This is a genomic window from Kitasatospora purpeofusca, from assembly GCF_042691725.1.
GTDB classification, from domain to species: Bacteria; Actinomycetota; Actinomycetes; order Streptomycetales; family Streptomycetaceae; genus Kitasatospora; species Kitasatospora purpeofusca_B.
In genome coordinates this window covers 8,575,725-8,588,478 of sequence record NZ_CP170483.1, presented here as the reverse complement: position 1 = coordinate 8,588,478, position 12,754 = coordinate 8,575,725, and the positions used below count along the sequence as shown (strand labels likewise).

The 12,754-nt window shown below is 71.3% G+C and carries 12 protein-coding genes; 6 read left to right on the top strand and 6 right to left on the bottom strand.

The window, feature by feature from the left end:
- The first annotated feature begins 554 nt into the window (after window positions 1–554).
- The gene (locus ACFCLZ_RS36835; RefSeq protein ID WP_380282267.1) at window positions 555–1,643 is read left to right on the top strand and encodes a hypothetical protein; all 1,089 of its coding nucleotides are present in this window, start codon (window positions 555–557) and stop codon (window positions 1,641–1,643) included.
- Here the strand turns inward: ACFCLZ_RS36835 and ACFCLZ_RS36830 are convergent.
- The gene (locus tag ACFCLZ_RS36830) at window positions 1,612–2,382 is read right to left on the bottom strand and encodes an N-acetyltransferase (RefSeq protein WP_380282266.1); all 771 of its coding nucleotides are present in this window, start codon (window positions 2,380–2,382) and stop codon (window positions 1,612–1,614) included. The genes ACFCLZ_RS36835 and ACFCLZ_RS36830 overlap by 32 nt on opposite strands.
- 27 nt (window positions 2,383–2,409) lie before the next feature.
- A complete protein-coding gene (locus ACFCLZ_RS36825) occupies window positions 2,410–3,255 on the bottom strand; it encodes a class I SAM-dependent methyltransferase (RefSeq protein ID WP_380282265.1) in 846 nt (281 codons plus the stop codon).
- Window positions 3,256–3,484: 229 nt separating this feature from the next.
- On the opposite strand from ACFCLZ_RS36825, the gene ACFCLZ_RS36820 reads away from it, so the two are divergent.
- Window positions 3,485–4,933 (top strand): N,N-dimethylformamidase beta subunit family domain-containing protein, encoded by a 1,449-nt coding sequence (locus ACFCLZ_RS36820; protein WP_380282264.1) that lies wholly within the window; start codon window positions 3,485–3,487, stop codon window positions 4,931–4,933.
- On the opposite strand, the gene ACFCLZ_RS36815 is transcribed toward ACFCLZ_RS36820, so the two are convergent.
- Together ACFCLZ_RS36815 and ACFCLZ_RS36810 are read right to left on the bottom strand one after the other, a co-directional pair.
- The gene (locus tag ACFCLZ_RS36815) at window positions 4,884–5,681 is read right to left on the bottom strand and encodes an HAD family hydrolase (protein WP_380282263.1); all 798 of its coding nucleotides are present in this window, start codon (window positions 5,679–5,681) and stop codon (window positions 4,884–4,886) included. The genes ACFCLZ_RS36820 and ACFCLZ_RS36815 overlap by 50 nt on opposite strands.
- A gap of 10 nt (window positions 5,682–5,691) precedes the next feature.
- A complete protein-coding gene (locus tag ACFCLZ_RS36810; protein ID WP_380282262.1) occupies window positions 5,692–6,867 on the bottom strand; it encodes a serine/threonine protein kinase in 1,176 nt (391 codons plus the stop codon).
- A 318-nt stretch (window positions 6,868–7,185) separates the two neighbouring features.
- Between ACFCLZ_RS36810 and ACFCLZ_RS36805 the strand changes: the two genes are divergently transcribed.
- The 4 genes from ACFCLZ_RS36805 (at window position 7,186) to ACFCLZ_RS36790 (ending at window position 11,234) form a co-directional block, all read left to right on the top strand.
- Window positions 7,186–8,349, top strand: a complete 1,164-nt coding sequence (locus tag ACFCLZ_RS36805) for an extracellular solute-binding protein (protein ID WP_380282261.1) — start codon at window positions 7,186–7,188, stop codon at window positions 8,347–8,349.
- Window positions 8,339–9,253, top strand: a complete 915-nt coding sequence (locus ACFCLZ_RS36800) for a carbohydrate ABC transporter permease (protein ID WP_380282260.1) — start codon at window positions 8,339–8,341, stop codon at window positions 9,251–9,253. The genes ACFCLZ_RS36805 and ACFCLZ_RS36800 overlap by 11 nt, the downstream gene beginning before the upstream one ends.
- Window positions 9,250–10,074 (top strand): carbohydrate ABC transporter permease, encoded by an 825-nt coding sequence (locus ACFCLZ_RS36795; protein WP_380282259.1) that lies wholly within the window; start codon window positions 9,250–9,252, stop codon window positions 10,072–10,074. Before ACFCLZ_RS36800 ends, ACFCLZ_RS36795 begins: the two co-directional genes overlap by 4 nt.
- Before the next feature lie 62 nt (window positions 10,075–10,136).
- Window positions 10,137–11,234, top strand: a complete 1,098-nt coding sequence (locus ACFCLZ_RS36790; RefSeq protein ID WP_380282258.1) for a radical SAM protein — start codon at window positions 10,137–10,139, stop codon at window positions 11,232–11,234.
- Between the two features lie 3 nt (window positions 11,235–11,237).
- Here ACFCLZ_RS36790 and ACFCLZ_RS36785 read toward each other — a convergent pair whose 3' ends face one another.
- Complete coding sequence (locus tag ACFCLZ_RS36785) at window positions 11,238–12,236, bottom strand: galactokinase (protein ID WP_380282257.1); 999 nt, start codon at window positions 12,234–12,236, stop codon at window positions 11,238–11,240.
- On the bottom strand, window positions 12,233–12,727 hold the full coding sequence (locus ACFCLZ_RS36780; RefSeq protein WP_380282256.1) for an NUDIX domain-containing protein: 495 nt from the start codon (window positions 12,725–12,727) through the stop codon (window positions 12,233–12,235). The genes ACFCLZ_RS36785 and ACFCLZ_RS36780 overlap by 4 nt, the downstream gene beginning before the upstream one ends.
- Window positions 12,728–12,754: the final 27 nt, after the last annotated feature.

Below are 12,754 nucleotides of genomic sequence, written 5' to 3'. Positions count from 1 at the left end.
CGGACGCGAACCTCGCGTGTGAGAACCATTGGTCTAATCCAATCTGTCCTGAATACGTCGTCACAGCGGGCGCCGGTGTGCCGTTCACTGTTCTCTTCCGAGCGGCCGGATTCGCTGCCGCGCGATCGAGGGATGTGGGAAGCGGGATGCTGAGCGCCGTACGCTGTCTGGTCGTTGGGGTCGCTGCCGTGCTGGGCGCAGGTGTGGTGACGGCCGTGCACACCGATGACCGGGTGCCACTCCTGCCCGCCTTGTGCGTGGACGGGTTCGTCGGGGTCGGTTGGCTGTCGCTCACCGCCCTGGCCGTACCGCGGCGACGGCCCGCGGGCCCGTCGGTGGACGAGGGCTGCGGGCCGTCCTACCAGGCCGATCTCCTCCTCCGGGCGGACGGCGAGCCGCGGACCGTCTCGCACTGGAGAGCCCGCCACTGGCCGTGATCCCGGGCCTACGGAAACCGGCCGAGATCACTTCGCGGCCTTTTCCGCGACGGGCCGCGCCTGCCACGATGGCGCGAGACCCGAGAACGAGGGAGAACCAAGGTGCCGACGGTGCGCGTGAGTTCGGCTGTCATGACCCATCCGGTACGCCTGGTCCAGGCCCGTGACCTGGCCGGGAGGCTCGGGCTGGACGGCCTGGCGCTCGACCCGGAGCCGGACGGTCCGCCGTCGGCCATGCGGACGGCCATGGTCGCCTGGGCGGCGGCGGACGCCGAGGGCAGTCACCATCTCGTCGTCCAGGACGACGTGTCCGCCCCGGAGAACCTGGTGGCGCTCGTCGGCCGGGCGGCCACCCGGTTCCCGGACGAGGCCCTGGTGTTCTACACGAACTGGCACGCGCGCAACGGCGGCGCCGCCCGGCTCGCCGCGCTCGCCGGCGCCGCCTGGGTACGGGCCGTGCCCGACGAGTTCACGCCGTCCCTGGCCGTCTGCCTGCCGCTCGACACCGCGGAGGACTTCCGCAAGTTCGCCACCGGCAGCGCCGAGCGGCACGACGACGAACTCTTCTCCGTCTTCTTCCGCGCCCGCGGCCGGATGAGCCTGATCGCCGTGCCCACCGTGGTGGAGCACATCGGCACCAGCAGCATCAACGGCCATGCCACCCAAGGGATCAGGCTCGCCGTCTGCCCCACGGACGCGGCCGACGCCGAGCCGATCCTGGAGCGTGGGCGCGTCCTGGAGGAGCCGGGGTGGATCCCCTACATGCGCTACGGCGAGGGCTACATCCGGCTCGTCGGCCAGGAGCACGGCCCGGACGGCGGACGCGGCCACCACCGCTGGCGCGACGCCCTGCCGGCGACCGGTCTCACCGAGGAGGCCGTGCGCCGGGCGGTGGCGGACGGCCTGCCGGAGGACCTCGCGGCGCAGGTGGCCGAGCGGTTCGGCCGGAGCTTCGCCGAGGAGCTGTGGATCCACTGCCTGCTGCTCGGCCGGCAGGCGGCCGAGGCCGCCCGCCGGCTGGGGGGCGACCCCGACGATGTCCCGCCCGCCGCCCTCGCCCGGCTGCGGGAGGCCGCGGTGTCCACGGCCGGTCCCGCCGGCCTGCCTCCCGAGCGTCGCCCGGAGGCCGGGCCGGACGAGGTGCGGCTGATGTCCGCCTTCGCGTGGACCGCCGTCAGGGCCGGGGAGCGGCTTCGTCCGGAGTGACCGGGTGCGTGATCCACACCGCCGGCTCCCAGTACGAGCCGAGGTCCCGTTCCCGCTCGATCCGCAGGGTGGCGAGGCCGTCGGGGAAGACGTAGTCGCCGTCCTCCGGGAAGGCGAGGCCGGTCCAGCGCTCCCATTCGGCCACCGTGCCGGTGATCCGCGACGAGCGCTCCGAGGCCCCGGCGATCGTGCCGCCGGCGCCCACCTGGGTACGGATCCACGGGTCGAGCGGCGCCCCGTCCTCGCGCCGCCAGGCCGCGTACCGCTCGATCGGCACCAGCGGGTACCGGTCCTTCCAGGTGGGCCGCACCGGCACCAGCACCGTGTCCAGGCCGGCCCGCCGCGCCACCTGGCGCATCCCGCCGAGGAGCACGCCGGAGAAGCCCCTGCGCTGGTAGTCCTCCGCGACCTCGATGCCCAGCGCGACCACGGCGCCGGCGGTCCGGTCGGCCGCGCGGTCCGCGAAGGCCCGGGCGATGGAGTCGTCCAGGCCGGGGCCGAGGTCGGCGGCCGTGCCGTCCCAGCTGCGCGGCAGCGAGCGACCGGCGCCCGCCACCACCTCGCGCTCGTCGTCGTACAGGACGAACTGGTAGTCCGGGAAGTCCTCGAACAGGCGGTCCCAGTAGGAGTCGTTCACATCTCCGTGCAGGTTGTACTCGGGCACGATGCCGGCGAACCGTTCCGGCATGCGGTCCCACAGTTCGGGCTTCTCCGCGTGGGTCACCACGACCAGGGCCATCGGGATTCCTCTCCTCTCTTGGTGGGTCTAGGCCGGGACTTCGACGTCCCAGACGATGACGATCGGCAGCCCGTCCCAGGCCGCCCGGGCCGCGTCGGCGATGAACTCCTCGTAACCGCCGGGCGCGAGGCGGCCGTTGAAGAGCGGCTCGTGACAGGCCCGCACCCGCAGCCCGGCGGCCGTGAACGCCTCCAGGTACCGCCCGGGCAGGTGGACGTGGTTGCGGACGAACGCGAGCTGCTCGGAGCCGTGCACGAAGACGCACTGCCCCTGGAGGGCGATGACGAACGGGTGCAGGTCCGAGACGACGATCCGCCCGCCGGGACGGACCACCCGGGCCAGCTCGGCCACGCCCGCCGCGAGGTCCGGCAGGTGGGTCATGGCCAGCGAGCAGACCGCGAGGTCCACCGAGTTGTCCTCGAGCGGCAGGTTCTCCAGGCGCCCGACCCGGAACTCCGCCTGCGGGGCGCGCTCGCCGGCCTTGGCCAGCATCTCGGGCGACTGGTCCACGCCGATGGCGCGGTGCCCGCGGGCCACCAGGGCGCCGGTCTGGCGCCCGGTGCCGCAGGCGGCGTCGAGGGCGGTGCCCGTCGGAAGGGTGTCGAGGATCCCGTGCAGCACGGGCTCCTCCACCTCGATGTAGGAGTTGGGCAGCGAGTCGTACACCGCCGACCAGGAGGCGTAGCCCTCGGCCAGGTCGAGTTCGCTGACGCCGGCGCCGCCGTCCGGCAGCTCCCCGTCGGCCGCCACGAAGCGCCGGATGTCCTCGACGCGCTCCTTGAGGAACTTCTCGTCGCCGTCCAGGGCGTTGCGCAGCAGCGCCAGGCCCTCGATTCCCAGGACGAGTTCTCTCACGCGAAATTCAGTACTCATGCAACCCTCGTTCTCGACAGATTTACGGCAGCCGGTCGGCCCGGCTGAATTCCGCCCTACCCGGCCCGGCGGTAGAGGATTCTCCCCATCCGGTTCGCTGTCCGAAAGGCGGCCCTGAATGACCGGTTTCCCGGCACCGTTTGCCGGGAATTCCCGGAACCCCCTACGATGGCGGGCCGAAGCGGCCGGACACCTATTCGCCGGCCGATCGCTCTGCTGAGGAGGCGGAATGATAGAGGGATATCTCGGCCGGGAGAGCGTCATCTCCGGGGAGGAACTGACCGTCCATGTCTCCACCGACGCCGCCCGGTTCCGGCTGAGGTTCTACCGGCTGGGCGAGGGCCTGGAGCTGGTGGCCGAGACCGGCTGGCACCCCGGCTCGCTCCACCTGCCGCCCCCGCACCCCGACGGCGTCCCCGGCCGGGCCTCGCCCGCCCAGGGCTGGGACTGGCCGCCGCTCACCCTGCCCGTGCCCGAGGGCTGGACTCCCGGGATGCACCTCGTCCAGTTCGTCGAGGACGGCGACGACCCGCCGCTGCTCGACGCCGCGGACGTCGAGGGACCGGCGCGCGAGTTCTTCGTCGTACGGCCCCGGCGGGCCGGCGGCCGCTCCCGCATCCTCTACAAGAAATCGACCTTCACCCGGCACGCCTACAACCGCTCCGACCGCCCGGGCGAGGAACGCGCCGCCAGTCTCTACGACCACCCCGTGTACCTGCCGGACGGCATTCCCCGCGGGCACAAGGTGAGCCTGCACCGGCCCGGCGGAATCATCGACCTCGCCTATTGGGACGCCCCGTTCATCGCCTGGCTGGAGCGCAACGACTACCCGGTCGAATTCTGCACGGATCTCGACCTGCACGAGGATCCGGATCTGCTCTCCTCCTATGATCTGCTGCTCAGCGTCGGCCATGACGAATACTGGAGCGAGGCGATGCGCGCCCACGCCGAGCGATTCGTCCGGGACGGCGGGAACATCGCCTTCCTCAGCGCCAACACGTGCTGGTGGCGCATTCACCCGACCGACGGCAACACCGCTTTCGTCTCCGACACCGACCACCACGTGGGGGACGAATATCCGCACCTTCCCGCGTCCGACCAGTGGTGGCCGGCGCCGCCCGACGGTGTGGGCCGCCCCGAGAACTCGCTCACCGGGGTGAGTTTCCGCAACGGCGGCATGTGGGCGAGCGCCGAATGGCCCGGGGACCGTCCGCGCGACGGGTACACCGTGCAGCACGCCGACCACTGGATCTTCGCCGGCACCGGGCTGCGCGACGGATCCGACGGCGGTGAGCCCGACCGGCTCGGTGCGGGCACCCCGCTCATCGGCTACGAGTGCGACGGCGCCGCCTACACCCGCGACGCCCGCGGCGTCGCCCGGGCGAGCGGCGAGGACGGCACGCCCACCTCCTTCCTCATCCTCGGCATCCATGTCCTCGAACCCGTCCACGAGGACTTCCACAACTTCAAATGGGGTCACTGGAACGGCCCGGCCCGGGAGCCGGGCCTCACCAGCCCCCGGGCCGCGACCATGGGCGTCTACACCGCCGGTGGCACCGTGTTCAGCGCGGGCACCACCGACTGGCCGGTGGTCTGCGGGAAGGACCAGGACGCCGGAGTCGTCCAGGTCACCCGAAACCTCCTGGACCGGCTGCGGCACCGCTCGCCACGAGCGTGAGCAGTTCCGCCAGCCCGCGGATCCGGACCGCCCCGTCCACCAGGGGCGGCTCGGATCCGCGGACCGCCGGGTCCGGCCGGCACAGGTGGACCGAGCGCATCCCGGCCGTGAGCGGGCCGAGCACGTCCGGCGCCCACATGTCCCCGACGAACAGCACCTGCCGGGGCGGCAGTTCGCACCGCTCCAGCAGCGCCCGGTAGATCAGCGGGTGCGGCTTGCGCGCGCCCGCCCGGGCGGAGCCGACCACGAAGTCGACCATCGGCGCGAGGCCGACCTCTTCGAGGCAGTCCTCCAGGTTCCAGAACCAGTTGGAGCAGATGCCGATCCGAAGCCCCCGGTCGCGGAGCTCCCCGAGGACCGCGCGGGTGTCCTCGAAGAGCTCCAGCCGGATGGCCTTCATCGCCCGGTCGATCTCCTCGACCAGGCCGTCGAGCTCGTGCCCGGGCACCCCGCAGTCCCGCGCCCTGCGCCGAAGCCGGTCCAACTCCCAATGGTGGTAGGCGGTTTCGGCGATCGAGTGCGCGGCGTGCTCCTCGCCCTCGGCGGGGCCCACCGCCCACTGGTCGCCCCAGCGGGCGCCCTGGGCGGCCAGGCCCCGGCGTTCGAAGATCGCGCGGTGATCGGGCGGCAGCGGCTCGACCATCCGCACCAGCGTCCCGTAGAAGTCGAGGACGACGGCACGGATCTCCGGCGACGGCAGCACGGACGGCGCGGACGAGACGGACGGCGCGGACGGCGCGGACGACACGGGACCGGCCTCAGTACCGGCCGTGCCGGCGCGGGAAGTAGTCCTGCAGCCCGCCGTCCCGCTCGATGTCGACGGTCGCGCAGTGCAGCCCGCCGCCGAACGGACCGACCGCCCGGAACGGCACCGGGACGATCTCGAAGCCGTAGGAGGACAGCTGCTCCGACAGCCGGACCTCCTTCTCCTCGATGCACAGGGTGTTCTCGTCGATGTTCAGCATGTTCCCGGCGAGCCAGGGGCTGCAGAACGACAGCTTCGGCGGGTGGTCCCAGCTCGCCGGCTGCACCGCCTCGATGATCTCCCAGTCGTTGAGCCGGAAGAACTCCATCAGCTCGGCGTCCGCGAGCCGCTCGCCGCAGTGCAGCACGAGGCCGGGGCGCAGCGGCACCCAGGTCGCGTCGATGTGCAGCGGGTGGGTGTTGGTGGAGGTGACCGCGTGCACCCGGTGGTCGGGGAAGTGGCGCTTGAGCCACTGGTAGCCGCTGCGGTTGGTGACGAAGGAGAGCTGGACGAAGAGGTCCTTGCCGAAGCGGGCCACGTCGGCGGCGTCGAACAGCGGCTCGGCCTCGGTCAGCACCAGGTCGTAGTCGCGGACCCGGGCCAGCTGCTCCTCGGTCGGCAGGTCGTTGTAGGTGTCCCAGAACTTGGTGTTGTAAGAGGCGTCGGTCAGGCGCGGCTTCGGGGCGGCCTCCCAGCGCATGTTCTCGTCGCCGTCGAACAGGTTCTGCAGCACGGGCCGGTAGGCGAGGTACTCGTGCCAGCGGCTGCGGTAGGACATGGTCGCTTCCAGGACCTCGTTGCCGACGGTCAGCAGGATGTCCCGGGGCGGCATGCAGCCGAACATGGAGTCCTGGGACCACTCGGGCGTGGTGACCTGCTGGTTGAAGTCGATCGGGGTGGGTCGGTCCACCCGGATGCCGCGTCGGCGCAGCATCTCGGCGAAGTTGTCGAGCTGCTCCCCGGCCTCGGCGACCATGTCCTCGGGCATCGGGCCGTAGGTGCCCAGGGGGAAGCCGTCCTCGGGGTAGTCCCGGCGCACCGCGGGCTCGGGAGCCTGGACCACGGTGCCCTCGGCCCGGCCGACGATCACGTGGCGCAGCGGGTCCCAGCCGTTCCAGGCGTTGACCCGCAGCGGCCGGGCGGAGGTGTCGGGAGTCGCATCGGTCGAGGTAGTCGTGTGCTCGGTCACGTGACAGTCCTTCGATCGGGATCATGGTTGGCGCAGAGGCCTAACCTGCGGGTACCGCCCCTGAGGAGTCAAGCGTTGGACCCTCCGCGGGACCTTGAACGTCATCTTCCGGCCGAATGTCCGCGCCTCCGCGCATCCAATGGATCAGATGGGTAGTCAGAAGTCTGCCCCCAAAGTGCAATTGGAGACCCCATGGCCATTCGCATGCCCATTCGCCCCCTCATCCTCACGTTTCTCCTGCCTATCGCGGTCGCCGGATGCAGTTCCGGCTCCGGTGGCGGGTCCGAGGCGGGCGGCAAACTGACGGTGTGGCTGGCCGTGGACGCCCAGGAGAGTTGGCCGCAATTGGTCCAGTCCACCAACGACCGGTTCACCAAGGCCCACCCCGGGGTCCAGGTCGACGTCCAGTACCAGCAGTGGACGACCAAGAACCAGAAGCTGGACGCCGTCCTCGCCGGGAAGAACGTGCCCGACGTGGTCGAGATGGGCAACAGTGAGACCACCAACTACATCGTCAACGGCGCCTTCTCCGCCGTGGACCCGGCCCGCTTCGACCAGTCGGACGCCTGGCTGCCGGCGCTCGCCGACGCCTGTCGCGCGGACGGCAAGACGTACTGCGTGCCGTACTACGTCGGGGCCCGGGTCGCGGTGTACCGCACCGACCAGTTCGCCCGCGCCGGTGTCACCGGCGCCCCGAAGGCCTACCCCGAACTGCTCTCCGCGCTGGACAAGCTGAAGGGCACCTACGGCGCCGAGGACCCCAACTACTCGGCGCTCTACATGCCCGGCCGCTACTGGTACGCGGCCATGGCCTTCGTGAAGGACGCGGGCGGCGAGATCGCCGTGAAGGACGGCGACAAGTGGAAGAGCTCGCTGTCCTCGCCGCAGTCCGTGGCCGGCCTCACCGAGTGGAAGCGGCTGATCGACACGTACTACGTCGGTGACCGGGCCAAGGACAACGGCGACCAGCCGCAGGTCGTCGGCCAGGGCCGCGTGGGTGTCTTCTACGGCAACACCTGGGAGGCCACCGCGGCCGCCGACGAACGCTCCGGCGGCGACCCGAAGCTGAAGGACAAGTTCGACACCTTCCCCTTCCCCGGCCCGTCCGGGAAGCTCCTGCCGCCGTTCCTCGGCGGCTCCACCCTGGCCGTCCCGGCCAAGTCGACGCGCAAGGACCTGGCCGCCGACTGGATCAAGATGTTCACCGACCGGGAGTCGCAGAAGGCCCTGATCGCCGTGAACACCCTGCCCAACAACACCACCCAGCTCGCCGAGGTCGCGGGCGGCGGCATCAACGGCCCGGCCGCCCAGGCCGCGGCGACCGGAGGCTGGATGACCCCGTTCGCGCCCGGCTGGACGTCGGTGGAGAAGTCCAACATCCTGCCCGAGATGCTCGAGCGCATCGCCAACGGCAAGCAGTCCGTGCAGGACGCCACGCGTGAGGCGGACCAGCGGATCAACGAAGTGATCAATGAGCGCTGACCGGGGCCGGCGGCGGCGCCCGACGCTGCTGCCGTACCTGCTGATCGGCCCGACCGTCCTCGCGATGGTCCTGGTGCTCGGCTACCCGCTCGTGGACATGGTCGTGCTGGCCTTCCAGGACATGACCCGCGAACAGCTCTTCAGCGGGGCCGCACCGCCGTGGGCCGGGCTCGACCAGTTCCGCAGGATCTTCGGGGACGGGTTCTTCTGGACGGTGCTGGGCCGCACGGTACTCTTCACCGCGGTGTGCGTCGTCCTCACCGTGCTCTGCGGGCTGTTCACCGCGCAGCTGATGCACCGGGTCTCCCCCTGGGTGCGCGCCGTCATCGCCGGCGTGCTGGTCACCGTGTGGGCGATGCCCGCCATGGTGGCCGCGTCGATCTTCCGCTGGCTCTTCGACGCCGACTACGGTGTGGTGAACTGGGTGCTCTCGAAGCTGCCGGGGGTCGATCTGGCCCGTCACAACTGGTTCATCGACCCCTGGCAGGGGTTCAGCGTCATCGTCGCCGTGGTGGTGTGGGGCTCGCTGCCGTTCGCCGCCATCACCCTGCGGGCCGCGCTCGCGCAGGTCCCGCCCGAGCTGGAGGAGTCCGCGTTCCTCGACGGCGCCCGGCCGTTCCAGGTGTTCCGGCACGTCACCCTCCCGGTGATCAAGCCGGTCCTGCTCATGGTCACCACACTGACCGCCATCTGGGACTTCGGCGTCTTCAACCAGATCTGGCTGATGCGCGGAGGCCAGCCCGAGCGGGAGTACTACCTGCTGGGCGTCTACTCCTTCATCGAGTCCTTCGCCGTGAACCGGTACAGCGCCGGCGCCGCGATCGCGGTCGTGACCGTGGTGCTGCTGCTCGCCGGATCGGTCGTCTACCTGCGTCAGATGCTCAGAACGGGAGAGCTCGAATGAGGAGAAAGCACTCGCTGCGCCGTGACCTCCTCGGGCTGCTCGTCGCCGCGGTGATCGGCTTCCCCGTCTACTGGATGGTGCTCACCGCGTTCCGACCGGCCAACGAGATCCTGAGCCTGCCGCCGAAGTTCTGGCCGGGCCGGCCCACGTTCGACAACTTCGCCCGGGCCCTCGGCTCGGACACCTTCTGGGCCAACGTCCGCTCCAGCGTCGTCATCGGCCTCGGCACCGTCGTGGTGTCGCTGGTCATCGGCACGCTGGCGGCCTTCGCCCTCGCCCGCTTCCGCTTCACGGGCCGCAAGGCCTTCGTCGTAGTGATCCTCATCGTCCAGATGGTGCCGCTGACGGCGCTGGTCATCCCGCTGTACCTGCTGCTGAACGACGCCGGGCTGACCGACAGCCTGACCGGGGTGATCCTCACCTACCTGGTGTTCACCCTGCCGTTCACGGTCTGGATGCTGCGCGGCTTCATCGCCGGGGTGCCCGTGGAGCTGGAGGAGGCGGCCATGGTCGACGGCTGTGGTCGCCTCGGCGCGTTCCGCCGGGTGGTGCTCCCACTGCTCGCCCCCGGAATCGTCGCCACCTCGGTCTTCGCGCTCGTCCAGGCGTGGAACGAGTACGTCCTTGTCTACATCCTGTTGTCCACACCTGAGAAACAGACCGTCAGCATCTGGCTGGTCTCCTTCCAGACCAGCTTCGGCACCGACTACGGCGGGCTGATGGCGGGCGCCACACTCACCGCCCTGCCCGTCGTGGTCTTCTTCCTCATCGTCCAGCGCAGGATCGCCTCCGGCCTCGCCGCCGGCGCGGTCAAGGGCTGATCCCGCGCACCGCACACCCGGCTCCCCCGGTCGCACCCCGTTCACGCCCACAGGAGGACTCCGTGACGCACGACCGCCTTGATCTGGTCTCCAAGCTGTACCAACCCGCGGGCTGGCCCCGCATCCTGCAAGTGGCCTCGGGAATCGCCTCGGACGCCCCGCTCGTCGTGGACCTCGACCCGACGACCTTCTGCGATCTGGCCTGCCCCGAGTGCATCAGCGGAAAGCTGCTCAACCAGGGCCGCTTCACCCCCGAGCGGCTGGCCGCGCTCGCGGAGGAACTGGTCTCCATGTCCGTCAAGGCCGTGGTGCTCATCGGGGGCGGCGAACCGCTCGCCCACCGCGGGACCCGCCAGGTCCTGCGCATCCTCGGTGAGGCCGGCCTCGCCATCGGGGTCGTCACCAACGGCACCATGATCGACAAGAATCTCGACGAACTCGCCCGGTACGCCGCCTGGGTCCGCGTCTCCATGGACGCCGGCAGCGCCGAGACGTACGGCGTATTCCGCCCCGACCGCAAGGGCCGCAGCGTCTTCGACAAGGTGGTCGCGAACATGCGGCTGCTCGCCGAGGCGAAGACCGGCGCCCTCGGCTACTCGTTCCTGGTCATGACCCGCCAGGAGCGGGACGGCCGGATCGTCAGCAACCACACGGAGGTGCTGCAGGCCGCCGAACTCGCCCACGACATCGGCTGCGACTACTTCGAGACCAAGGCGATGTTCGACGAGGAGCATCACGTCATCCAGGTCTCCCAGGACATCCTCGACTCGGTCGACGGCCAGCTCGCCGAGGCGGCCCGGCTGGAGAGCGACACCTTCCAGCTCATCAACTCCTCGACGCTCACCTCGCTGCGAGGCCACACCGGGCCGGTCCAGCCCAAGGACTACCACCGCTGCGGGGTCGCCGAGCTGCGCACCCTGGTCACCCCGTCCGGGGTGTACATCTGCTCCTACCACCGGGGCAACCCGCTGGCCCGGATCGGCGACGCCGTCACCGACAGCCTGGCCGACATCTGGAAGACGTCGGACCGCGGCATCGTCGACCCGAGCCGGGACTGCCGCTTCCACTGCGCGCGGCACCGCTCCAACCTGGAGCTGGAGCAGATAGCGGAAGGAACGGGCGCAGTCCCCCCGGGAGAGGACTACGACCCGTTCCTGTGACCGTCACCCGGCGCTGACGCCGACCCTGTCCCCCGCCCGGGCACTCCGGCTCGCCGGAGCCGCCCGGGCGGGGATCACGCGTGCCCCGGGGAACGGGTCACGCAGCGCGTCGGCCAGCCGCGCGACCACCCCGGGCGCCTCCGCCGCGGGGCAGACCCCGACCAGCGAACCGCCGCCGCCGGCCCCGCTGAGCTTCAGCGGCAGGCCGGCGGCACGCAGCGCCAGCGTCCGCAGCTCCTCCAGGACGGGTGTCGACATGCCCTGGAAGTCGCGCATCGCCCGGTGCGCCCGGGTCATCGCCTCCCCCAGCGCCTCGTGCTCGCGCCCGCGCAGTGCCTCCCACGCGGCGCCCGACGCCAGGTCGGCCTCGGCCCGGTACGCCGCGAGGGCCCGATCACCGGCCGCGAGCTGCGCGCGCACCGTGCGGATGTGGTCGGCGGTGTTCTTCCGGGTGCCCGAATCCACCACGACCACCCGCCAGTCGTCCGGGAACTCCAGCCGCTCGCGGACGACCGGCAGGCCGCGCTCCCGGCCGTCGATCAGCAGCGCACCGCCCTCGGCGACGGCGAGGTGGTCCATGCCCCCGCCGTTGAACCGGGCGAACTCGAACTCGTACGCCCACTGGACGAGCGTGGCGTCCGGCACCCGCACGCCGGCCGGCGCACCGGCCGCTTCGGCGAACGCCCGGAACAGCGCCACGATCAGCGCCGTGGACGAGGACAGCCCGCTCGCGGCGGGCGCCTCGCTGCTGACGCTCACGGCCGGCGCCTCCCCGGCCGGCAGGCCGGGGAAGCGGTCGCGCAGGAACGCCCACACCTCCGCCGGCCAGCCGGTGTCCGCCTGCTCCGCCGCCCCGGACGGTCCGCCGGGCACGACCTCGACCGTGGTCGGCAGGTCGAGGGCGAGGCTGACCGAGCGGCCGTCGCCCAGCCAGTCCAGGTCCTCCCCCGACAGGCACGCCCGGCACGGCACCGCCACGCGAATCGGTTGCTCTTCGCTCACCTTGCCTGGAACCTCCCGTCCGTGACGAATGCGCGGTACATCTCCAGCACGACCCGCGTGGGCGGGTGCAGCGGTTCCGGCGCGTCGTCGAGGGGCCGGAACTCCGCCCGGCGCACCTCGTCCGCCCCCGGGGAGAGCTCCCCGGACCAGCGCCGGGCCACGAACAGCAGCGCGAAGCAGTGGTTGACGTCCCCGTTCGGGTAGGTCACGGTGTGCAGGGCCGGATCGGACAGCGACCCGAAGGCCACCAGGTCCTCCTCGGCGACCCGCAGCCCGGTCTCCTCCGCCACCTCCCGGACGGCCGCGTCGGCGAACCCCCCGTCCTCCTCGCAGGCACCCGCCGGCAGCTCCCACAGACCGTTGTCGACCCGCTGCTGGAACAGCCCCCGGCCGGCCTCGTCGATCAGCAGGACCTGGGCCCCCGGGACCAACAGCCGCATGTCGCCGACCTTCTGACGCAGCGACCAGATGTACGACCCGACATAGCCCATGCGCGTTCCCCTCCTCGGACGTCCGCC